Below are 21,334 nucleotides of genomic sequence, written 5' to 3'. Positions count from 1 at the left end.
CCGACACAAGGAGATCCTTCATGTTATTTCGTGCGCGCTACGCGAATGCCCTCCTCCTGACCCTGCTCCTCCCGTGCTTCGTCGCCTGCGGCGACGACACGAGCGATGGCACGAGCAGCGGCGCGACGAGCGGCGGCACCGGCGGCGCGGGGGGCGCGGGGGGCGCCGGCGGTGAAGGCACCGGCGCCGGCGGAGCCACCAGCGGCACGGGGGGGACGCCCAACGCAGGGCCGGCGTACGCCCTCACGGTCCAGGTGTTCGGGCCGGACGGCGGCGACACGCAGAGCTACGTCATCGTGACGGACGACATCGACTCCGATGAGACGCTGTCGCTGGACGACGCCATCGAGGTGCAGGGGCGCGCCCTCGGCGTCGGGCTGGACGGCGGAGGCGCGGTGTTCGTGGCGAGCGACGCCGCGGCGACCGTGACCCGCTACGACCTGCAGGAGGACGGCAGCCTCGAGGAAGGGGACACCGTCAGCTTCCAGGGCAAGGGCCTCGCGAAGCTCGGCGAGTACGGCACCCAGTTCCACTTCGTCTCGGAGACCAAGGCGTACTTCTTCGATGGTCCCACCGCCCAGGTGGTCGTCTGGAACCCTCAGGAAATGACGGTCACCGGCGACATCCCGCTCGAGGATCTCGTGATCCAGGACGCCACCCTCACGTACTCCTCGTCGTCGCCGCTGGTCCAGGGCGACGACGTGATCACCTTCGGCGGCTGGCGGATCGGCCCGGAGGTCCCGAGCGTGGCCGCGGTCGTCGTCGTGGACAGCGCGACGGACGAGGCGGCCGTCGTCACCGACGATCGCTGCGGTTACGTGCGCGATGGGGTCGAGGGGCCCGACGGCATGATCTACGTGGCCACCGAGGCGTACGGCGCGGCGGTGCACCGGCTCAACCCCGACAACGCGGCCGCCCCGTGCATGCTGCGCTTCGACCCCGAGACGAGGCAGTTCGACCCCGAGTTCCACGTCGAGCTGAGCACGCTGTTCGACGGCGACGCCGCCGGCTCGCTCTTCGGCGGTCCGGACGGGAAGGCGTTCCTGCGCGTGCTCGACGAGAGCCTCTTCGCGATCGCGGACGACACCCACCCGCGCGTGCTGGCGAGCGCCGCGGCGTGGCGGTGGGCCAGCGTGACCCTCGGCGATACGCCGACCGCCACGGTGCTCGACGCCGCGCCCGGCGGCGGCAGCGTCCTGAGCGTCGCGCTCGGCGACCGCACCTTCCTGCTGGAGTTCGAGGGCCAGGAGTCGACGACGCTCCGCGAGATCGGCGAGGACGGGCCGGGCGAGGCGGGCGTGAGCGCGCCTGGGCTCACCTTCTCCGTCGCGAAGATCCGATGACGCTCGCGCCCGATCACGAAGGAGCGATGAGGGACGACGCCGCGCGAGGGCCCCGTTCGCCACGGGGCCCCCGCGGGCGGCCGCGTTACGGCGCGATCATGAAGGTCGTGCGGCGCGTGCACATGTACCTGGGCTTGCTGCTGTTCCCCTGGATACTGCTGTTCGGGATCAGCGGCACGCTGTTCAATCACCCGCAGATCGGGCGAGACATCGACAGCCGGCCGCTCTCGGGAGAGCGGCTGTCGGCGCTCACCGGGTTCCAGCCCTGGGCTCCCGGCGAGCTCGCGCGCCAGGTCGTCGAGCAGCTCAACGCCGGCTCGCCCTCGCGCTACACGCTCGATCCGGGGACCCCGGGCGCGTTCTCCGGGTGGCCCCTGCTCGCGGCGCCGCGCGCCGACGGGGGACGCCAGGTGGTGATCCTGCGCCTCGACGACGGCAGCGCGACGGTCTCCAGCCATCCTCCCGAGCCCGAGGCCCCCGCGCCCCCGTTCGCCGGCGTCGCGATCGACCTGCCTGGACACAGGATGGCGGCGGTGCAGGAGCAGATAAAGGATCTCCTGCCCAAGATCGGCGTCGACGCCGCGGCGCCGCTGCGCGCCCACCCGAAGATCAGCCCGGAGCTGCGCTTCGGCATGCGGGACGCGGACGGCCGCGCCTGGAACGTCACGTACAACCTGGGCACGGGGCGGCTCGACGGGCGGCCAGCCGGCGCGCGGGGGTGGCCTCGCTTCGTCGAGGTGCTCGAGACGCTCCACAAGACGCACCACTTCCCCGTGCACGGCGGCGTGGCGTGGCTCTGGGCGCTCTTCGCGGACATCACCGGGATCACGCTGGTCGTGTGGGCGCTCAGCGGCCTCGCCATGTGGTGGCAGATGAAGCCCTCGCGGGTCCTCGGCGCCCTCGCGATCGCCGCCGCCGTGGCGCTCGCCGCGGTGGTGATGGTCGGCGCGGCGTCGGACGCGCTGTTCGGAAACGTGGGCAAGGAAGGCCCGTGAGCGCGGCGCGCCGGTGTCCGCGCTCGCGGACATCGGCGCTCCCGCCGGGCCGGGCTCAGGCGCCCAGCGTGGCGCCGCCGTCGACGCAGAGGTCGTGCATCGTGATGTGCCGCGCCTCGTCCGAGAGCAGGAACAGCACCGCGCTGGCGACGTCGTCCGTCGTGGCGATCCGGCGCAGCGGGATGCCCAGCCGGAACGCCTCTGGAGCGCCGGCGATGACCGCCTGAGCGCCGCGATCATCCGCCCAGAGCGCGCGCTGCATCGGCGTGTCCGTCGAGCCAGGGGACACCACGTTGCACCGGATGTCGTGCTGCGCGAGCTCCAGACCGAGGCACTTCGTCCACTGGGCCGCGGCGGCCTTCGAGGCCGCGTAAGCGCCCATGTTCATCCGCGGCGTGCGCGCGGCGTTGGACCCGACCGTCACGATCGACCCCGATCGGCGCGGCACCATGCGGCGCGCCACCGCCCGGCTCACGTTGAACACCCCCCGGGTGTTGACAGCGAACGTGCGCTCCCAGTCGTCGTCGCTCAGCGAGAGGGCGCCGCCCACGCGCAGCACGCCGGCCACGTTGACCAGCATCTCGAGGGGGCCGAGCTCGCGCTCGATCCGCGCCACCGCGCCGTCGACCGCCTCGCCGTCGGCCACGTCCACCGCGAACGCCGCGGCGCGATGGCCGCTCGCCTGGAGACCGGCGACGACGGCGCCCAGGCGCTCCCGGTTCGCGTCCACCGCCGCCACTGCGGCGCCCCGCGCGGCGAGCCTCCGGGCGACGGCCTCGCCGATCCCCTGGGCCGCGCCGGTGACGAGCGCCGCCTTGTGCTTGAACTCCATCGATCGCTCCCGTCAGGCCCTGTCGAGCCCGTCCATGATCCGGTGCCGCTCCGCGTGGTACGCCTCCTCGGACTGGCTGGCCTTCCAGTAGGGGATCGCGTACAGCGCCTCGCGCCCGAGCCCGCGCTCGTCGAGCAGGTGATCGCGGATCGCGACGACGGACGACGACTCGCCCGCGACCCAGGCGAAGACGCGGCCCGCTGGCCACCCCAGGGCGCGGACGGCCGCCTCGAGCCGGGGGCCCGGGGCGTGCTCGCCCTGCAGGTAGATCCAGGTCAGCGCGACGTGCGGCGGGCGATCGATCTCCTGCACGTCCGCCGCGTCGGGGACCGCGACGATGGCGTGGCCGCGCACCGCCTTCGGCAGGGCCTCGAGCAGCGCGCCGATGGCCGGCAGCGCGGAGAGGTCGCCGGCCAGGAGGTACCAGTCCGCGGGGCCGAGCATCGGATCGGGGCCCCCCGGCCCGGCGATGCCGATGCGATCGCCCGGCCTGGCGCGGTGGGCCCACCGCGACGCGGGGCCGTCGTCCCCGTGCAGGACGAAATCCACGTCCAGCTCGCCGGCCTGCGCGTCGTACCTGCGCACCGAGTACGTGCGCGTGATCGGCCGCCGCGGCATCGGAGGCCAGACGGGGCCGTCCGGGCCCAGCGTGGGCAGCTCCGGCGCCGCCTGGTCGCCGCGCGGGAAGAAGACCTTGATGTGCGCGCCGCCGGAGCGCGCGGGGAACCCCGCGATCGCCTCGCCGCCCAGCGTGATTCGCCGCATGCGGGGGGAGATCGCGGTCGTGCGCAGCACCTCGAGGAGGCGCGGCGGGGTGCGCGCCACCGTCCTGGGTGGGGATGTCGCGACTCGATTCATGGTGACCTGTGCCATGGGGAAGCCGTCGTGGGGCAAGCTCGGCCGGTCAGCGGGCGGCTTCCTGGAGGGGCGCTTCCGCGCGGTGCCGGGGCGCTGGCCTCGCTTCACGCGGCAGCCGGGTCGACAGGAGCTCCCACCAGTGCCCGAGCGTCGGCAGCTCGGCGAGGTCCACGAACGCGACGTCGATCCCCGCGGCGCGCCACTGCTCGACGAGCGTCATGAGCCGTATCGAGTCGAGCCCCAGATCGAGGATGCCATCGCGATCGGAGATCGCCGAGGGGAGCTGGTCGAGGACCTCGGCGACGTCGCCGCGCAGGCGCTCGACCCACGGCGTCCGGTCCTGCGTCGCCCCGAGCTGCGCCGGCGCCGGCGCGTCGCGCTGCGGGGTGCTCGTCCGCTCGCGGGGCGCGAGCGCGGCCAGGACGTCGCTCGTCGGCAGCGCGACGCCGCACCGCTGCGCGACGTAGGCGATGGCCATGTCGTGCTGCTGCCGGGAGAAATCGGCGGTCCCGTCGGTCAAGAGGAACGGCTGGACGTCGTTCATGAACGCCTCGCACGCGGTCAGCAGGCACCCGATGTGCGCGTACACGCCGCACACGATCAGCTGATCGCGGCCCCAGCGGCGCAAGAGATCCAGGAGCTCCGTGCGCTGGAAGGCGCTGTACCGCCACTTGGTGAGGACGGTGTCGGCGCTTCCCGGCGCGAGCTCGCGCACGATCTCGTGTTTGTCGGGCTGCTGCGTCAGCCCGGGCCCCCAGAGATCCGTCAGCAAGCCGCGCTGGGCCCTCGTCTGCTCGGCGGGCTGCTTCGTGTAGACGACCGGGATCCCGCTCGCCGCGCACCGCTCCCGGAGCAGGCGGGCATTGGCGATCAGCTCGACCATCGGGGACGCGCTCGCGTCGTAGAAGCCGAGGAAATACTCCTGCATATCGTGGATCAAGAGGACGGAGCGCCCCGGGTCCGGCCGCCATGACGCCCGGCTCTCCGGGAGCTCCTCGGCTCGTGGCATGCGATAGGTCTGGATGCGGGGGATGGCCATGGTCGTTCCTCTCTTCTCTCTCTTCTGGTCGCAGCGCTCCTGTCGATGGAACGGGCCGCGGGCGTCGCTGCGCCGCCTGGGCCCGCGCTGTCCTCTCAGGCGCGCGCGCCCTGCGCGAGCCTGTCGGCGATCCACCGGCGGAGCGCCTTCTTGTCCACCTTGCCGACGCTCGTCGTCGGGAGGGCGTCGAGCCACTCGATGCGATCGGGCACCTTGAACTGGGCGACGCCGCGCTCGCGCAGGAAGGCGTTGATCTCCCTCGCTGGCGGCGGCTGCCCGCGGGCCACGAGGAACGCGCACGATCGCTCGCCGAGGTGCGAGTCCGGCATGGCGACGAGCGCCGCGTCGCGCACCGCCGGGTGGGCGAGGACGTGGTTCTCGACCTCCTCGGCCGCGATCTTCTCGCCGCCGCGGTTGATCTGATCCTTGGCGCGGCCCTCCACGACGAGGTAGCCCTCTCGGGTCCGCCGCACGAGATCGCCCGTGCGGTAGAAGCCGTCGCGCGTGAACGCCTTCTCGTTGTGCGCGTCGGCCCTGTAATACCCGCGGATCGTGTAGGGCCCTCGCGTGAGCAGGTGACCGACCTGTCCGGGCTCGACGTCGCGGTCGTCGTCGTCCACGACGCGGACCTCGTCGTGGGGCGAGATGGGCCGCCCCTGCGTCTCGAGCGCGATCGCGTCGGGGTCCTCGAGGCGGGTGTAGTTGACGAGCCCCTCCGCCATCCCGAACACCTGCTGCACCTTGCAGCCCAGGGTCGGCCCCACGCGGCGCGCGACCTCCGCGGGGAGCCTGGCGCCGCCCACCTGGAGCACCTTCAAGCTCGACAGGTCGTGCCGCGCCGTCCGGGCCGACTCCAGCCAGACCGAGGCCAGCGGCGGCACGAGCGCCGTCAGCGTGACCCGCTCCCGCTCGATCCACGGAAACGCCTCGTCCGGGCTGGGCCGGCGGCAGAGCACCACGCGGCCGCCGGCGTGGAGCACGCCCAGGCTCCCGGGCGAGCTGAGCGTGAAGTTGTGCGCGACGGGGAGGACGGCGAGGTAAACGCTGCCCTCGTCGAGCCCGCAGATCTCCGCGCTGGCCCGCACGCTGTAGAGGTAGTCGTCGTGCGTCCGCGGGATGAGCTTCGGTACGCCGGTGCTCCCGCCGGACAGCTGGAAGAAGGCGACGTCCGCCGCGGCGGGCTCCGGGAGCTCGACGGGCTCCCGGTCCAGGCCGGAGAGCGCGGTGTGCTCGCCCGGATCGCCGGCCACGAGCACGTGCCGCAAGGTCCTGACGTCGCGCCGGATCTGGCTCGCCAGCGCGCGGTAATCGAACCCGCCGTCCCGGTCGGCGATGACGTAGGCGACCGCCTCGGTGTGCTCGCAGAAATACGCGATCTCGGCGCGCCGGTGCGCGGGCAGGGCCAGCACGGGGAGCGCCCCGAGCCGGAACAGCGCGAAGCAGACCTCGAAGAACTCCGCGATGTTCGGGAGCTGGACGACGACGCGATCCCCCGGCCGGAGCCCGAGGTGCAGCAGGCCCGCGGCGAGGCGATCGGCGCGCCGATCGAGCTCACCGTAGCTCAGCCCGCGATCGCCGCTGACGAGCGCGATCCGATCCGGGTGCCGCGCGGCCCGCTCGCGGAGAAGGCGCCCGAAGGTCTCGCCGCGCCAGTAGCCGGCGCGCCGGTAGAGATCGGCCATCTCGGCCGGCCACGGAGTCCAGCCGTCGAGCGCCTGCGGTTGCGCCTGCGCGGGCGCCTGCCGGCTCTCCTCCGGAGCGCTCATGCCCTCTCCGGCGCCTGGTTGAGGCCGAGCGCGTTCAGCATGGTCCCGAGCTTGGCGGTGGTCTCGGCGAGCTCGTGCTCGCCGTTCGAACCGATGACGATCCCGGCCCCGGCATAGAGGCGGAGCGCCCGGCCGGCGACGTCGGCGCAGCGGATGACGACCGCCCACTCGCCGTCGCCGCTCGCGTCGGACCAGCCCACGAGCCCCGTGAAGAACCCGCGATCGAACCGTTCGATCGCCTCGATGGCGTCGCGGGCGCGGTCCGTGGGGTATCCGCACACGGCGGGGGTCGGGTGCAGCGCGGTGGCCAGCTTCATCGAGGAGATCGAGAGATCGCGCAGCTCCCCCGTGAGCCGGCTCGACAGGTGCCACAGCGTCGGGGTCTGCGTGAGCGAAGGCTCGTCGGGGACGCTCAGGCGCCGGCAGAACGGCCGGAGCGCGGCGGCGACGGCGTCGACGACGATCGCGTGCTCGTGCCGGTCTTTCTCGGACGCGAGCAGGGCGATCGCCCGCCGGCGGTCCTCGTCGGGGTCCGGGCTGCGGACCGCGGAGCCGGCGAGCGGGTTGGCGATCACCCGGAGCCCGGAGCGGGACAGGAGCAGCTCCGGGCTCGCGCCGATGAGCGTCCGCGCGCGCGAGGTCGGGACGCCGCGCTCCGCGCTGGAGAGCCCCGCGGTCGGATCCGAGAGGTTGGCGGCGAACGTGTAGCCGTTCCGGTTCTGCTGCGAGAGGCGCTGGAGGACGAGGCGGAGATCGACCGGCTCTCGCAGGACCATCTCCAGCATCCTGGAGAGGACCACCTTGCTCAGCGCCTCGGACCGCATCAGGCCCACCGCCGTCTCGACGCCACGCACGTAGTCGCGGGGCTCGGGGACCTGGCGCAGCTCCTGGACGGTGATCGGCAGGTGCGACCGCGGCGATTCCGACGTGTGGTTGAGCGGGCCCGCGCTCTGGATCGCCCTCGGCACGATGAGGTGCGCCGGCGATGTGCTGTTGAACGGCACCGCGCCGACCACCATGGGCAAGCCCTGGCCGGCCCTCGACGCCGCCGCGAGCACCCTCGTGACGCGGTCCGCGAGGCGATCGCCCTGATCCGCGCCGTTCGGCTCGAGGATCATGTCGTGTACGCCCTGCGCGAGGAGGGTGCGTGTCGGCGACGCGAAGAAGAACGCCGACTCAGGGGTGTATTGCTTCAACAGCTGCCCTGCATTCACCGCGGGCAGCGCGACAGAGGCCGGTATCGAGATGGAACTCGTCACATTCAGCTCCGATGGGCGTCGAGAGCCACGTGGGCTCGGATCATCGGGCGCTGGACGTCAGGTCTCGGGCCGCTCGTTTCTGATAACTGATAAAGAAAATCAGTTTCAAGTAAGTCATGGCACGCGCGTGCAAGACTGTCAAGGGACTCCCGGTTCTGTCTCGGGTGTGCGTCGCCGGTGGGCCGGTGGACGCGGCGCTCCGGGCCTTCGCTTCTGCGTTGACATCCTGCGTGACGGGTGCGACGAGTCGCCCCGCCATCGGTGCTCGTCCGGCGATCCCTGGCGAGCTGAAAAGGGAACCCGGTGAGAATCCGGGACTGCCCCCGCAGCGGTGAACGGGAACGACCATCACCAAGAAGCACTGGGCACGCACCAGAGCAGCCTGGGAAGCGGTGATGTGTAGGAGAGCGACCGGCGACGGCCGCAGCGCCCGTGAGTCCGAAGACCTGCCGAAGGTGCGCGCGCCGGTGCTCTGGCGCGCGCTGACCTGAGCCTTCGAGGGGAAGGCGCGCAGGCTCTCGACCACCTCGCTCGCGCGCGGTGCCGTGGCCCGTCACGCAGCCTCCTCGCTTCGGCTCTCAGCTCACCCGGAGCAGCGCTGGGTCGACGCGGGCAGGCGGCGCGTGAATGGTTGATTCCTCTGATCGTCGGTCGCGTCGGCGCCGGAGCGCCGGCGTGGCGTGCTGGCTCTGGCTCGCCGCCTGCAGCGCCGTGGCGGCCCTGCCGGCCGCCCGCGCCGACGATCCGCGCAGGCCGGAGGCCGAGCAGGAGGGCGGTCGGGCTGCCGCTCCGCCGGGGACAGACCCGCTGGAGGTGCGCGTCGAGGGGGATCACATGCGCGCGCCCGCGCCGCCCAAGGACAGGTCCGTCGCAGGGTCGGTGCTGGGCCGCGAGCGCCTCACCGGCGCGGGGCTCGGGGCGGCGGACGTGCTCCGCACGCAGCCGGGCGTCCTCATCATCGAGTCGGGCGGCTTCGGCGGGCCGGCGACCGCGGCCCTCCGGGGAGCGACCGCCACGCAGACGCCGGTGTACCTCGCCGGCGTCCGCCTGAACGACGACGTCGTGGGGACGGCGGATCTCTCCCTCGTGCCCCTCTGGCTCATCGAGCGCATCGAGATCTACCGCGGCCACGCGCCCATCGAGGCCGACCGCCTCGGCCCCGGCGGCGCGATCTTCTTCGAGCCGCGGCGGCCTTCCCGGACGACGGCCGGCGCGGGCGCCATGGCGGGCTCGCTCGGCGCGCGGCGCGGGTGGGCGTTCGCCGGCGCCAGCGCGGGCCCGGTGAGCGCGATCGTCGGGGTGAGCGCGGAGGCCGCGGAGAACCGCTACGCGTTCGTCAACGATGGCGGGACGCTCTTCGACGAGAGCGACGACACCCTGGAACGCCGGCAGAACGCCGACGTGCGCACGATCGACGCCTGGGCGCTCGCGCGCGTCGAGCTCGGGGGCGGCGCGATCGTCGACGTGATCGCGAACGGCACCGGCCGCGAGCAGGGCGTGCCGAGGCTCGCGCTCCTGCCGTCCCGCGAGGCGCGGGGGGAGTCGCGGCGCGCGCTGACGTCCGTCGCGGCGCGGGTGCCGTTCGGCGGAGAGGCGCAGCACACGCTCGAGGCGCGCACCTCGTTCATCGAGGCGCGGTCGGAGGTCCATGATCCCCTCTTCGAGCTCGCGCTGCTCACGCCGGAGCTCCGCCTCGCCGGCCGCCGCCTGGAGCAGACGCTCGGGGCGACGCTCTCCTTCGCCGACCGGCTCCGGGTGCGGCCCGTGCTCTCGGTCGCGCGCGAGGGCATCTCGCGCGCGCCGGACGACGTACCGCTCGCGCGGGCGCGGCGCTCGTTCGCGCGCGGCGCCGTCAGCGCGGAGGCGCGCCTCGGCGAGGGGCTCGCGCTGCACGCCCTCGCGAGCGGGGAGTGCCACGCCACCGGGGCGGACCGCGAGCGCCCTTGCGACGTGCTCGTCCCGACCGGGCGGGTCGGCGTGGAGGCGGGGAGCGACCGGCTCCGGCTCCTCGCGACCGTGGGCCGCTACGTCCGCGTCCCGACGCTCGGCGAGGTGTACGGCGTCTCCGGCGTCGTCCACGGCAACGCGGAGCTCGCGCCGGAGTCGGGCGCCACGATCGAGGCCGGGATCCGGGCGCAGACCGGGCGCGGCGCCGTGCTGCGCGGCGCCTTCATCGACGTGTTCGCGTTCGGGAGCGCGGTCTCCGGGCTCGTCGCGTACGAGCGCTCCGGCCAGGGCTACGTGAACCCGTACAACGTCGGCCGCGCCCGCGTCGTGGGCGCGGAGCTCTTGGCCGGGGTCGAGGTGACCCGGTTCCTCCGCGCCGAGATCGCGGCGACGCTGCTCGATCCGCGGGACACGACGCCGGGGCGGACGACGAGGAACGACCTCCTCCCGTTCCGCTCGCGCCTCGTCGTCGCGCCGCGCCTGCACGCCGAGTGGAAGCGCCCGGGCGGCGCCGTGTTCTCGGGCGCGTCGGGCGAGATCCGGGCCGTGTACCAGTCGAGCCGGTACGCCGATCCCGCCGGGCTCGGCGTGATCGCGGAGCAAGCGACCCTCGACCTCGACGCGGAGGCGAGGTGGCTCGGCGGGCACCTCGCGGTGAGAGGCCGCGTCGCGGACCTCCTGGACGCGCGGCGTACGGATGTCGTCGGGTTTCCGCTCCCGGGACGGAGCGTGTTTTTCACACTGGAGTCAACATGGTGAAGATCAGACTGTTTGCGTTCGCGATCTCGATTCCGATCCTCGGGTGCAACGTGGATTCGCCGCCGCCGTCGACGGGCGGCGTCCACGGCGGCGGCGACGGCGACGCGTGTGAGAGCGGCGTCGTCATCGTGACGAGCGACTACCAGTCGACGAACATCGCTGTGTCGGCGCTCGACGGGACCACCCTGTCGCCCTCCTTCGTGTCGAGCGGCGCGGCGAAGCCGGGGCTGAGCCTCGCGCTGTCCGGCGACGTCGATGTCCCGGGGGCGGCGCCGCCGTCCGGCCGCGTGGTCCTGCTCGATCGGTTCGGCACGAACGTGATCACCTGGATGGATCTCGAGACCGCCGAGGTCCTCGCGCAGCTCCCGGTCGGGCAGGGGTTCGAGTCGAACCCTCAGGACTACATCGAGGTGGGCGCGGACCGCGCGCTCGTGTCGCGCTACGGGAGCAACCCGAGCCCTGGCGTGGAGCCGTTCGACGAGGGCGGCGATCTCCTGATCGTCGACACGAAGGAGTACTCCATCGCGGGGCGCATCGCCCTGCCGGAGGAGGAAGAGGGGCTCCTGCCGCGCCCGTCGGGGATGGCGCGCGTCGGTGACGAGGTGGTCGTGGCCCTCGGACGGCTCGCCGCGGACCTCTCGACCGCGGGCGAAGGGCGCTTCGTGGGCGTCTCGCCGGAGCAGGGCGCCGTCACATGGACGGTCGACGTGCAGGGGCTCTACGGCTGCGGGCGTCTCGCCGTGTCGCCCTCGGGAGAGCGGCTGGCGGTCGCCTGCTCGAGCCGCTTCGACGCCGAGGCGATGGAGTACGACCCGGCGACGAGCGACATCGTGATCTACGACGCTCGCACCTCGCCCCCGGAGGAGATCGAGCGGCTCGGCGTGGCCAGGGCGCTCGGCGCCGCCGTCCAGCCGACGCTCGCCTTCGCCTCCGAGGACGTCCTCCTCGGGACGGCCTACGCGGGCGGTGCGTTCGCCGGGGACCGCGCCTTCTCCGTGAGCATCGCCACGGGCGAGGTCACGACGCTCGCCGAGGCGACCCAGTCCTACGCCTTCGGCGGCGTCCACTGCTCGCCCGGCTGCGGCGATGTCTGCCTGCTGAGCGACGCGGAGAGGAGCAAGCTCCGGCGCTGGAAGGTGGCGGCGAACGGCGCGCTCGAGCCGCTGGAGGACGCGACCGTCGACACCGAGATCGGGCTCCCGCCGCGAGGGATCGGCGGGCTCTGATCGGCCCCGCGGGCGGTACGTCGATCGACGTCGTGGAGATCGTTCTCGCTCACCGGCCCCGGATCCACACCGAGTTCGCTGTTGAGCCCCGGGCTGAAGCCCGAGGCGCCCACATGGGACACCACGTGTGGTGGTGCGGTGGGCCGGTCAAGCGAGATGTTGTGGTGAGCTCGTTTGCATGATTGCGCGGTGGACGCTGGCGGTGCGCGCCGTGGCGGGCCACAACCCGGGCATATGCCGCTCAGCGAAGCGCGTCCGGCCGATCCGCTCGACGACCTCGTCGCGCTCCTGCGCGGCAAGCGGATCGTGGCGCTGACGGGCGCGGGGTGCAGCACCGAGTCCGGCATCCCCGATTATCGAGGACCCGAGACGCGGCGCCGCGCGCGGAACCCGATCCAGGGGCGGGAGTTCTCCCGCTCGGCCGAGATCCGGCAGCGCTACTGGGCGCGCGCCGTGATCGGCTGGGAGCGGTTCTCCAGGGCCGAGCCGAACCCCGCCCACCGCGCCCTCGCGCGGCTCGAGCACGCGGGGCAGCTCGAGGGCCTCATCACGCAGAACGTCGACGGCCTCCACCAGGCCGCGGGCAGCCGTCGCGTCATCGAGCTGCACGGGACGCTCTCCGAGGTCGCCTGCCTCGCGTGCGGCGCGATGGAGCGGCGCGCCGCCCTCCAGGAGCGGCTCCTCGCGCAGAACCCCGGCTGGCTGCGCCGCGCGGCCGACCTCGCCCCCGACGGCGACGCCGACCTGCCCGCCGAGCACGTGGCGGGCTTCCGTGCGCCGCCGTGCCTCCGCTGCGATGGGCCGCTCAAGCCGCGCGTCGTCTTCTTCGGCGAGAACGTGGCCCGGCCGATCGTCGACGCGGCGTTCGCGCTCGTGGACGCGGCGGACGCGCTCCTCGTCGTCGGCTCGTCGCTGGCGGTCTTCTCGGGCTACCGCTTCGTGCTGCGCGCCGCGCAGCGAGGCACCCCGATCGCCATGATCAACCTCGGCTCCGCGCGCGGCGAGGAGCTCGGCGCGCTGAAGATCGAGGCCCGCGCCGGCGAGGTGCTGCCGCGCCTCGCCGAGGCGCTCGGCGCCGGCGCCACCGCGGCGCCGGGCTGAGACGCCGAGCGCCGGCGCACGCGCGGCGCTGGCATCACCCGCGCCGGAACATCACGTCGCTGCGGAGGACGTACTTGCTCCCCCGTGTCACGGCGGCGCCGCGGTGGAGCCGGCGGTGCTCGAACAGGAGCGCCATCCCGCGCCGCGGGGCGATGCTCCGGCCGCCCCAGAAATCGGTCGTGCCGCCCTCGAAGTCGTCGTTCAGGTAGATCATCGCGGTGAACAGGCTCCGCTCGCCGCCGGATCGCACGAACGAGCCGTCGCCGTGCCAGTTGAAATATTCGCCCTCGGTGTAGCGATAGTAGCGGAATCGCTCGTTCAGCCCGACGGCGCGGTGGAGGCCGAAGCTCGGCGGCGTCCAGGGCGCGAGCCGCTCCCAGAGGCTCGCGGCGAGGTCCGGGTCGTCGATCATGACGCGGCCGTTCTTGCGCACCTCGAGGTTGATCACCTCGCTGCCCCCGATCGGCGCCTGCTCGAAGCCTCGCGCCTCGGCGAGCGCGATGAAGCCCTCGCACTCCTCGGGCGACAGGACGTTCGTCACCGTGAAGATGCGGAGATCGTCGGTGTAGTCGGTGCACTGGGCGGTCCGTTCGGCGTGCAAGGTGCTCATGCGTGAAGCGTGGGTCCGGGCGGACCGGATCCGGAAGGGCGGGATCCGGGCAGGACCGGGCAGGACCGGGCAGCGCGGTGGACAGGAGAGCGCCGCATCGCCGATGATCGAGCGCTCGCACCGATGGCACGGGTCTCCAGGGCGGGCCGCGGCGCGGAGCCCGCGGTCCGCTTCAACCACACGCTCCTCCAGCGGGCGCGGCTCGATCTCGACCTGACGCAGGAGCAGGTCGCCGCGTCGATCGGCGTCGACGTGCGGACCTACCGCCGCTACGAGTCGGGCGCCGTCAACGATCCGCGGCTCGGCTTCTCGGTCCGGAGCCCGTCCCGGCGGCGCATCATCGAGCGGCTCGGCGCCGAGCTCGGCCTCGCCGAGGCGGAGCTGCTCGTCGTCGAGGCCGAGGCCGAAGCCGCGCCGGCGGCGGATCCCGCCGCAGAGGAAGCGGGTGCGGCGAGCCAGGCCGCGGAGGCGCCCGCCGGGGCGGGGAGGGCGCTCGCGGGGGCGGGGAGGGCGCTCGCGGGGGCGGGGGAGGCGCCCGACGAGGAGGCAGCGGAGAAGGCGCCGGCCGGCGCGCCCGCGCCGTCGCAGGGAGCCGCCCCGGCATGGCGCCCGCTGCACGCGCACACGCTCCAGCGAGCGCGGCACTTCGTCGGGCGCGCGGAGATCCTCGATCGGCTCGCCGCGTGGGCCGACGGCTCGCCGCCGCGCCCCCGGGTGATCGCGCTCCTCGGCGTCGGCGGGGCGGGCAAGACCGCGATCGCCGAGCGCTTCCTCCAGGGGCTCGGCGACGCCCCGCGGCCCGGCGGGGTGCTCGTCTGGAGCTTCTACGACGACCCCAGGACCGAGGCGTTCCTCGATCAGGCGGCGGCCTACTTCGCGCCGGGCGCGGGCGCCTCGGGCCCGGCGGCGCCGCGGCCTCAGGCGGCGCCCGGAGAGCAGCTCGCGCGGCTGAAGGAGGCGCTGAGGCAGGGGCCGCCGCACCTGCTCGTGCTCGACGGGCTCGAGACCGTGCAGGCCGAGGGGGGCGCAGGGCGCGCGCACGGCGAGCTCCACGACGCGCTCCTCCGGCGGCTGCTCTGCGCGATCGCATCCGGGCTCGGCGGCGCGCGGGCGCTCGTCACGTCGCGCTTCGAGCTCGCGGATCTGTCCGCCTGGGCCGAGGGCGGGCTCGCGACGATCCGGCCCGAGCCGCTCTGCGAGGGCGACGCTGCGTCGCTCCTGCGCCGCTGGGGCATCCGCGGCGACGACGGCGCCCTCGGCGCGCTGTTCGAGAGGACGGGCGGGCACGCGCTGTCGGTCGCCGTCGTCGGCTCCTACGTGGGCGCGTTCCTCGGCGGCGACGCGGGGCGGCTCTCCGCGGCGCAGGCGGCGCACCTCGCCGAGGCCGAGCAGGACGACGTCCTCGCCCGCCGCCTGAGCTCGGTGCTGTCGGCCTACGCGCGCGCGCTGCCGCCGGGCGAGGGGGATCTGCTCGCCCGCCTCTCGGTGTTCCCCGGCGGCGCGGGCGAGGAGGCGCTGCTCCAGCTGGTCCGGGCCGGCGGCGAGATCGCGGGCGCCATGGCGGGGTGGGGCGCCGCGGAGCTCGCGCGCGGGCTCGCCCGGCTGGAGCGGCTGGGGCTCGTGTTCGCGGCGCGCCCGGGCGAGCGCTGCTACTCGACGCACCCCTTCGTGCGGCAGCACTTCAAGTCGCTGCTCGGCGTGCCGCCAGAGCGCGTCCACGCCGCGGGGAGCGCCGCGCCGCCGCCGCGCCTCGACGAGGCGCCGCGCCGGGCGCCGCGGGAACGCGAGGCGGTCGACGCGTACGAGGCCATCCTCACCGAGCTGCTCGGCGCCGGGCGGGCGGGCGAGGCGTACGACATCTACGCGCTCGCCCTCGGCGGCTTCGCGCACCTCGGGCTCAAGCTCGGCGACATGGCCCGCGGCGCCCGTATCCTGCGCGCGTTCGCCGGCGGCGACGACCCCCGCGGCATGCCGGCCTCGCTGCCCGCGCGGGTGCGCGCGTCGCTCGCGTACGACGCGGGGCTCTATGCGGGCGCGCTCGGGGATCTCGCGTTCGCCTGCGCCTGCTACGAGGCGCACAACGAGATCGCCGGGGCGCTCGCCGACCCGGCGCCGATCGCGACCGGCCTGCGCACGCTGGCGTATACGGAGCGGCTGCGGGGCGACCTGACCGGCGCGCGCCGCCTGCTCGAGCGGTCGGCGGAGATCGCCGGCGGCGCCGCGGGGAGCGCACGCCGCGCCGCGGACCAGGGCCACGCCGTGCGCGCGCTGGCGCTGCTCGCCGCGGTGCTGCACGACCTCGGCGAGGTCGACGCGGCGGGCGAGCGCTTCGCGCGCCTGAGGGAGCTGGGCGACGCGCCGGTGGCGCGCCGCGCGCTCTGGGAGGCGGAGCACGCGCTCGCGCTCGGGCGCCGCGACGAGGCGCGCGAGGCCACGGAGCGGAACATCGCCGAGTGCAGGCGGAGGGGATGGGAGGGGCACGTCGCGCACGGCCACACGCTGCTCGGCCTCGCGCTGCTGGACGGAGGCGGCGACGGCGACGGCGACGTCGCGTCGGCCGAGGCGCACCTCGTCGAGGCGCGCCGCTGGGCTGCCGCGACGGGCGAGGTGGAGGTCGCGCTGCGGTGCCACGAGCTCGCGGCGCGGATCGCGCTCGCCGCTGGCCGGCTCGACGACGGCGCGCGGCAGGCGCTGGAGGGGCTGCATGTCGCGGAGGCGTGCGGGTTCGGCCCGTTCCGCGCCCGGCTCGCGCTCGTCGCCGCGCGGTGCGCGCTCGCGCGCGGCGCGGGGGCGGCGGCGTCCGCGACGGCGCTCGCCGACTCGTCGGTGGCGTGGGCGGGTGAGGACGCGTGGGCGAGGGCGGACGCGCTGCACTGGGCGGGCGTGGCGCGCGCGGCGGCGGCGCGCGGCGAGGAGCGCGCGCGAGGGCGGGAGCTGCTCGCCGAGGCGGCGGCGCTGCGGGCGCGCCTGCGCCACCCCGGGGCCGGAGCGTCGCGGGAGGCGCTCGCGCGGCTAGGCGGATGAGGGCGCGCCCCGCGCGCGCGCCGGCGACGAACGGAGCGCCGCGGGCGGACACTCCGCTGCTCGCTGTCGGGATCGTGCCCGCGAAGGGGATTTCTGGGCTCCGCGTTACGAGCGCGGGATAACGTGACGTGCCGTGAATCGCGGGTCGCATGCGAGCGGCCGCGTAGTTGCGCTGTTTTCCTTGCCAGGAGCGACCATGTTCCACCGACGTCCCAAGCTGACGATCTCTTTCGTGCTCGCCCTCTCCACGGCGCTGGGAGCACCGGGCTCCGCGAACGCCGAGCCAGTGATCATCGAAGGAGGTCCTGTAGCTCCGCTCCCCGCCGAGGCAGGTACGGGCCTGTGCGGCGCGCAAAGGCCATCGTCCGCGCCAGATGTCGACTTCTGGGTTCCGACGAGCGACAGGGCGGGCTTCATCGAGAAGATGAACACGTTCTTCGACGCGGGGCAGGAAGAACTCGTGAGCTCCGTGGTGCGCACACCGCTCGATCTCTCGAACAGGTACGACGCCGGGAGCGAGGCGAGCTTCGGTGATTTTCTGGACGCTCTCTCCGACTGTCCGGCAGGAGGGTGCGACTTCGTCGCGAACGAGCCCGACGTGGCGTTCGGCATGCGCCTGCGCGGCTACCTGGCCGTGCCGCCCGACTACGTCGAGCAGCCGGTCCACATTGGCATTTACGCCGACGACGCCGTGGCCCTCGTGATCTACGACTCGGCGCAGGCCCCCTATCCGGTGCTGGTGCAGCCACCCGCGCTCGGCGCACCCAGCTGGCGAATGACGAATACCGTCACGTTCGCCGAGGAGGGACTGTACCCCGTCGAGATCCTCTATGCCGCGATCGTCGAGCATTCAGAGCTCGAGGTGTCGCTCCTGGTAGGAGAGTTCGCGGATTTTCAGCTCAAGGCCGGCGAGGCCGGCAGCACGAACCTCGCCGAGTCCGGCTTCACGCTCCTCGAGCCGGCGGCGTTCCATCGGAGCGTGGCGGGCGACGCCCCCGCGTCGGCCGAGGACGCCTGTGCGCAGTGCGGCCGCGAGTTCATCGGCCAGAGCGGAAACACCGGCTGCGAGGCGGGCTCCTACTGCAACGACGCCGCGCTGTGTGCGCCGTGCGCCGTCGACGCCTTCTGCGGGCCTTCGTGCAACCCGTGCAGCGCGCAGGCGCCGCGCTGCGCCCTCGTGGAGGGGACGCCGGCGTGCGTCGCGTGCGTGGGCGACGCGGACTGCGATGACGGCGAGGTCTGCGACCTCGAGGCGCACGCCTGCGTGGCGCCGCCCGGCCCCGACGCGGGCGCCGGCGGGGGCGGCGGGGGCGGCGCGGGTGGGGGCGGCGGCGGCGCGGCGTCCGCGCCAGACGCGGAGGACGACGACGGCGGCTGCGGGTGCCGGGTCGGCGGCGAGGGGCGGCAGGGCGGCGGGCTCGCCTTCGCGCTCGCGGGGCTCGGGCTCGCGCTCGCGGGCGCTCGTCGCCGGACGCGCGCGGCCTCGCGGTGAGCGGGTCCACGGAGCGCGGCTCGCGCTGAGCTCCTGCGGCGCGGCCTTGCCGCGCGTCAGACGGCTGCCGGGCCGCGCCTCGGCAGCCGCTGAAGGATGTCCGTCGTCTCGGCGCTCTGCTTGAGCCCGGCGAGGCGCTGCACGATGTCGCGCCTCAGCACGGCCGCCATCACCGGCTCCAGCACCGGGGCGAGGGCCTGCGGGCGCGCGGTGAAGTTGTAGCGGAACGTGACGCGGGTCCGCTGCGGCGACAGCGCCTTGAAGAGCCATGCGCCAGAGAACTGGCGGAAGATCCGCGGCCCATCGACCATGGTGATCGCCACCTGCTCCGGCGGGTTCAGGGTGAGGTAACGCGCCTCCATGGACAGCCCGTTCTTCGCCCGCACCCACACCCGCACGCCGACGGCGGGCTCGGTCGCGCCGTCGCGGTAGCGCATCTCGCGGAGGAACGGGTCCCACTCGAGCCGGAGAGCGTAGTCCTGGGACAGCGCGAAGAGCTCGTCGGAGGCGGCGTCGATCTCGGCGGTGCTCTGGATCGTGGGCATGGCGCCGAGGATAGGGTCGTGACGCGCTGGCGTGGCATACTGCCGGACCATGAACGAGCCGGCGCGCAGGATCGTCCGGACATACGCCGAGTATCTCGAGCAGGAGCGGGCGAGCCCGACGAAGCACGAGTTCCTGAACGGCGAGATCTTCGCGATGGCCGGCGGGACGCCGGAGCACGCGCGCCTGTGCCTGAGCGTCGGTGCCGAGCTTCGGGCGCAGCTCCGCGGGCGGCCCTGCGCGGTCTACTCCGCCGACCTGCGCGTCCGCGTGCAGGCGACCGGGCTCGCCACGTACCCTGACGTCAGCGTCGTCTGCGGGAGGCTCGAGCGCGATCTCGCGGACAACGACGCGGCGCTCAACCCGATCGTCCTGGTCGAGGTCCTCTCCGAGAGCTCGGAGGCCTACGACCGTGGGCAGAAGTTCGCGCACTACCGGCGGATCCCCTCGCTCCGGGAGTACGTGCTCGTCTCGCAGCACGAGCAGCGCATCGAGGTGTTTCACCGCAACGAGGACGACTCGTGGACGCTCCGGGAGGCCCGCGCTGGAGGGGGCGTGCACCTCGAGGCGATCGGGTGCGCGCTGTCGGTGGACGAGGTTTACCGAGACCCGTTCGCCCAGGTCGCGACGGAGGCGGAGGGGTGACTCCAGTATTCGTGATGAGCCTCGCCACATCGGCTGGATGAGCGGCTTGCCCTGAAGTCGTCGCGCAGCGGGCCGATGTTGGCCAGACGGGGGCTCGCCGGCCCGCGGCAAAGCAGCGCGGCGAGGCCGAGACGATGCGCGACCGGTGCGAGTGACGGTCCGGGGGCGCTCGCGCACGCCGAGCGGCGGCGAGCCGGCGGGCGAGTCGATGCCGGCCGAGCCGTCCGCTCGCCCGGCGCTCGCCCTCCTGCGCATCGTCGCGGCACGCGGCTTGCGACGCGCGCGGGGTGGGGGACGCGGCCGCCGCTCATGGCGGGATCGCGCCACCCTGGAGCAGGGCAATGGATGGCGCAGCCAGGGATATCTTCGTCATCAGCGATCTGCACATCGGTGACGGCGGCGCGCGCGACAACTTCGAGGCAGGCAAGAAGACGTCGCAGCTGCGTGCATTCCTCGACCACGTGGGCAGCGAAGGAGGCGAGCTCTTCATCCTCGGCGACCTCTTCGAGCTCTGGCAGATGAACCTCAGCCTCCTGTTCGTGAAGCGGCGGGCGCTCCTCGACCAGCTCGCCGCGCTGAGGCTCGTCTACGTGCCCGGCAACCATGACGTCGATCTCGTGCACTTCATCGAGACGGACCTCCTCAATCACCCCTTCTTCGCGTGCATGCGCGCGCCGTTCACCCGGGAGCTCGGCGGCAAGCGGTTCCACTTCTGCCACGGGCACGAGACCGATCCGTTCAACGCCGGGGACGAGCCCGGCTTCGGCCGCATGTTCTCCATCCTCGCCGGCGTCGCCGAGGACGAGAACGGCTCTCCTCTCCTCAAGGGCGGCGAGAGCGTGGAGGACGTCCTCGAGCGATTCGGCGACTCGATACTGACGATCTGGAAACGCACCCTGGCGACGATGAGCCAGCGCGTGACCGAGGGGGACCCGTCCCCCCGCGGGGCATTGACGCCGGCGCAGAACCCGGACCGGCTCGGCGAGCACGTGGTCGGGGTCCGCGCGGAGCTCGACACGGGCGCATACGACGTGGCTGTCCTCGGGCACACCCACAAGGCAGGCTCTATCGGTGACTGGTATTTCAACAGCGGTTCATGGGCCGGGCCTCTCAACTCGTTCCTTCGCATCTCTCCGGACGGACATGTCCACTATCTGGAGTGGAAAGACGGTCGCGCCGTCGAGCGCGGGATGCCCCTCGTGCTCTCGGATGCGAAGCCCGATCGCGCACGTTCGGCGACGAAGAGCCCGGTCGCCGCGGCCCTCTCCGCCGCGAGGACGATCTTCCCGAAGCCGACGCGCCCGGAGCGCTCCCGATGGATCCTCATCGCGCAAGGCGCCCTCGCGCTCTCCGTGGGCGCCGGCGCGCTGACGATCTCCGTCGGTCAGGGGTCCTCCGCGGGGTGGCGCCTGCTCGTCTCGGCCTTCGCTGCCTACGCGCTCGTCGATGGCGCCCTGTCGCTCGTCGGTGCGTTGCGGGAGCCGCCCATCCGACGCCTCCTCTCCCGCGTGCGCGGCGTGGCGAGCCTCCTTCTGGGCCTCGTCGTGCTCCGTCGCGGTTACGTGGTCGAGATGTTCGTGGTCTTCGTGGGGTTCTTTGCGTTCATCTCCGGCGCGCTGCGCGTCGCGGCGTCGATCGTGCTCAAGGGAATGGTGGAGTCGAGGTGGCTCTTCGTCGTGGGCGCTGGCTCGACGCTCGCCGGCCTCGTCCTGCTGTTCTTGCCCGCGTCGGCGGTGCCTCTCAAGTTCGTGCTGGCCGGCTATCTCTGTTACTACGGGGCAGGGGAGCTCCTGGCAGGCGTCTTCGGGCAGCGGCTGCCCAGGGCGGCGGGCGTCCGTCCCTCCGCATGAGGCCGCTCCCGCGCCGCCGGACAACGCTCCTTCCTACCCGCGCGT

General features: G+C 73.7%; 16 protein-coding genes and 1 riboswitch. Of the genes, 9 read left to right on the top strand and 7 right to left on the bottom strand.

The annotated features are described in order from the left end of the window. Positions 1-20: 20 nt before the first annotated feature. Together WMF39_RS21545 and WMF39_RS21540 are read left to right on the top strand one after the other, a co-directional pair. Positions 21-1,343, top strand: coding sequence for a hypothetical protein (locus WMF39_RS21545; protein WP_437747340.1), 1,323 nt, complete (start codon positions 21-23; stop codon positions 1,341-1,343). 98 nt (positions 1,344-1,441) lie between these two features. Next, positions 1,442-2,338, top strand: a complete 897-nt coding sequence (locus WMF39_RS21540) for a PepSY domain-containing protein (RefSeq protein ID WP_437747339.1) — start codon at positions 1,442-1,444, stop codon at positions 2,336-2,338. Between the two features lie 55 nt (positions 2,339-2,393). Here the strand turns inward: WMF39_RS21540 and WMF39_RS21535 are convergent, their stop codons facing one another. The 5 genes from WMF39_RS21535 to dhbC all read right to left on the bottom strand — a co-directional run bounded on the left by WMF39_RS21535 (position 2,394) and on the right by dhbC (position 8,092). Next, entirely contained in the window at positions 2,394-3,170 is a 777-nt protein-coding gene (locus WMF39_RS21535) for a 2,3-dihydro-2,3-dihydroxybenzoate dehydrogenase (RefSeq protein WP_437747338.1), read from the bottom strand. A gap of 12 nt (positions 3,171-3,182) precedes the next feature. After that, complete coding sequence (locus WMF39_RS21530; RefSeq protein WP_437747337.1) at positions 3,183-4,028, bottom strand: siderophore-interacting protein; 846 nt, start codon at positions 4,026-4,028, stop codon at positions 3,183-3,185. Positions 4,029-4,074: 46 nt separating this feature from the next. After that, positions 4,075-5,067, bottom strand: coding sequence for an isochorismatase family protein (locus WMF39_RS21525; protein ID WP_437747336.1), 993 nt, complete (start codon positions 5,065-5,067; stop codon positions 4,075-4,077). Between the two features lie 95 nt (positions 5,068-5,162). Continuing rightward, positions 5,163-6,833, bottom strand: a complete 1,671-nt coding sequence (locus WMF39_RS21520) for a (2,3-dihydroxybenzoyl)adenylate synthase (RefSeq protein ID WP_437747335.1) — start codon at positions 6,831-6,833, stop codon at positions 5,163-5,165. Continuing rightward, positions 6,830-8,092: an isochorismate synthase DhbC gene (gene dhbC, locus WMF39_RS21515; RefSeq protein WP_437747334.1), complete on the bottom strand. Its 1,263-nt coding sequence runs from the start codon at positions 8,090-8,092 to the stop codon at positions 6,830-6,832. Before dhbC ends, WMF39_RS21520 begins: the two co-directional genes overlap by 4 nt. A gap of 242 nt (positions 8,093-8,334) precedes the next feature. Beyond that, a riboswitch (cobalamin riboswitch) is annotated at positions 8,335-8,560 on the top strand. 207 nt (positions 8,561-8,767) lie between these two features. Here dhbC and WMF39_RS21510 point away from each other — a divergent pair. The 3 genes from WMF39_RS21510 (at position 8,768) to WMF39_RS21500 (ending at position 13,125) form a co-directional block, all read left to right on the top strand. After that, positions 8,768-10,798 carry a TonB-dependent receptor domain-containing protein gene (locus WMF39_RS21510; RefSeq protein WP_437747333.1) on the top strand — a complete coding sequence of 677 codons (2,031 nt, stop codon included), beginning with the start codon at positions 8,768-8,770 and terminating at the stop codon, positions 10,796-10,798. Then, the gene (locus WMF39_RS21505; protein WP_437747332.1) at positions 10,792-12,024 is read left to right on the top strand and encodes a YncE family protein; all 1,233 of its coding nucleotides are present in this window, start codon (positions 10,792-10,794) and stop codon (positions 12,022-12,024) included. Before WMF39_RS21510 ends, WMF39_RS21505 begins: the two co-directional genes overlap by 7 nt. 234 nt (positions 12,025-12,258) lie before the next feature. Beyond that, positions 12,259-13,125, top strand: coding sequence for an NAD-dependent protein deacetylase (locus tag WMF39_RS21500; RefSeq protein WP_437747331.1), 867 nt, complete (start codon positions 12,259-12,261; stop codon positions 13,123-13,125). A gap of 34 nt (positions 13,126-13,159) precedes the next feature. On the opposite strand, the gene WMF39_RS21495 is transcribed toward WMF39_RS21500, so the two are convergent. Beyond that, positions 13,160-13,735, bottom strand: a complete 576-nt coding sequence (locus WMF39_RS21495) for a prolyl hydroxylase family protein (protein ID WP_437747330.1) — start codon at positions 13,733-13,735, stop codon at positions 13,160-13,162. A gap of 123 nt (positions 13,736-13,858) precedes the next feature. Between WMF39_RS21495 and WMF39_RS21490 the strand changes: the two genes are divergently transcribed. After that, complete coding sequence (locus tag WMF39_RS21490; protein WP_437747329.1) at positions 13,859-16,759, top strand: helix-turn-helix domain-containing protein; 2,901 nt, start codon at positions 13,859-13,861, stop codon at positions 16,757-16,759. Between the two features lie 196 nt (positions 16,760-16,955). Beyond that, complete coding sequence (traA, locus tag WMF39_RS21485; RefSeq protein WP_437747328.1) at positions 16,956-18,251, top strand: outer membrane exchange protein TraA family protein; 1,296 nt, start codon at positions 16,956-16,958, stop codon at positions 18,249-18,251. A gap of 56 nt (positions 18,252-18,307) precedes the next feature. Here the strand turns inward: traA and WMF39_RS21480 are convergent, their stop codons facing one another. Then, complete coding sequence (locus tag WMF39_RS21480) at positions 18,308-18,796, bottom strand: type II toxin-antitoxin system RatA family toxin (RefSeq protein WP_437747327.1); 489 nt, start codon at positions 18,794-18,796, stop codon at positions 18,308-18,310. A gap of 49 nt (positions 18,797-18,845) precedes the next feature. Here WMF39_RS21480 and WMF39_RS21475 point away from each other — a divergent pair, with 49 nt between their 5' ends. Next, positions 18,846-19,439 carry a Uma2 family endonuclease gene (locus WMF39_RS21475; RefSeq protein ID WP_437747326.1) on the top strand — a complete coding sequence of 198 codons (594 nt, stop codon included), beginning with the start codon at positions 18,846-18,848 and terminating at the stop codon, positions 19,437-19,439. A 341-nt stretch (positions 19,440-19,780) separates the two neighbouring features. Further along, positions 19,781-21,289, top strand: a complete 1,509-nt coding sequence (locus WMF39_RS21470; RefSeq protein WP_437747325.1) for a metallophosphoesterase — start codon at positions 19,781-19,783, stop codon at positions 21,287-21,289. Positions 21,290-21,334 lie beyond the last annotated feature (45 nt).

The sequence above is a fragment of the Sorangium sp. So ce1504 genome (genome assembly GCF_051521635.1).
GTDB classification, from domain to species: Bacteria; Myxococcota_A; Polyangia; order Polyangiales; family Polyangiaceae; genus Sorangium; species Sorangium cellulosum_B.
The sequence above is the reverse complement of the archived record's forward strand: the minus strand, read 5'-3'. Positions and strand labels throughout refer to the sequence as shown.

Coding starts and splice junctions, on each gene's coding strand:
- traA (WP_437747328.1), top strand. CDS start 16,956: ATGTTCCACCGACGTCCCAAGCTGACGATCTCTTTCGTGCTCGCCCTC.
- WMF39_RS21490 (WP_437747329.1), top strand. CDS start 13,859: ATGGCACGGGTCTCCAGGGCGGGCCGCGGCGCGGAGCCCGCGGTCCGC.
- WMF39_RS21530 (WP_437747337.1), bottom strand. CDS start 4,028: ATGAATCGAGTCGCGACATCCCCACCCAGGACGGTGGCGCGCACCCCG.
- WMF39_RS21540 (WP_437747339.1), top strand. CDS start 1,442: ATGAAGGTCGTGCGGCGCGTGCACATGTACCTGGGCTTGCTGCTGTTC.
- WMF39_RS21545 (WP_437747340.1), top strand. CDS start 21: ATGTTATTTCGTGCGCGCTACGCGAATGCCCTCCTCCTGACCCTGCTC.
- WMF39_RS21520 (WP_437747335.1), bottom strand. CDS start 6,833: ATGAGCGCTCCGGAGGAGAGCCGGCAGGCGCCCGCGCAGGCGCAACCG.
- WMF39_RS21480 (WP_437747327.1), bottom strand. CDS start 18,796: ATGCCCACGATCCAGAGCACCGCCGAGATCGACGCCGCCTCCGACGAG.
- WMF39_RS21505 (WP_437747332.1), top strand. CDS start 10,792: ATGGTGAAGATCAGACTGTTTGCGTTCGCGATCTCGATTCCGATCCTC.
- WMF39_RS21500 (WP_437747331.1), top strand. CDS start 12,259: ATGCCGCTCAGCGAAGCGCGTCCGGCCGATCCGCTCGACGACCTCGTC.
- WMF39_RS21470 (WP_437747325.1), top strand. CDS start 19,781: ATGGATGGCGCAGCCAGGGATATCTTCGTCATCAGCGATCTGCACATC.
- WMF39_RS21495 (WP_437747330.1), bottom strand. CDS start 13,735: ATGAGCACCTTGCACGCCGAACGGACCGCCCAGTGCACCGACTACACC.
- WMF39_RS21525 (WP_437747336.1), bottom strand. CDS start 5,067: ATGGCCATCCCCCGCATCCAGACCTATCGCATGCCACGAGCCGAGGAG.
- WMF39_RS21535 (WP_437747338.1), bottom strand. CDS start 3,170: ATGGAGTTCAAGCACAAGGCGGCGCTCGTCACCGGCGCGGCCCAGGGG.
- WMF39_RS21475 (WP_437747326.1), top strand. CDS start 18,846: ATGAACGAGCCGGCGCGCAGGATCGTCCGGACATACGCCGAGTATCTC.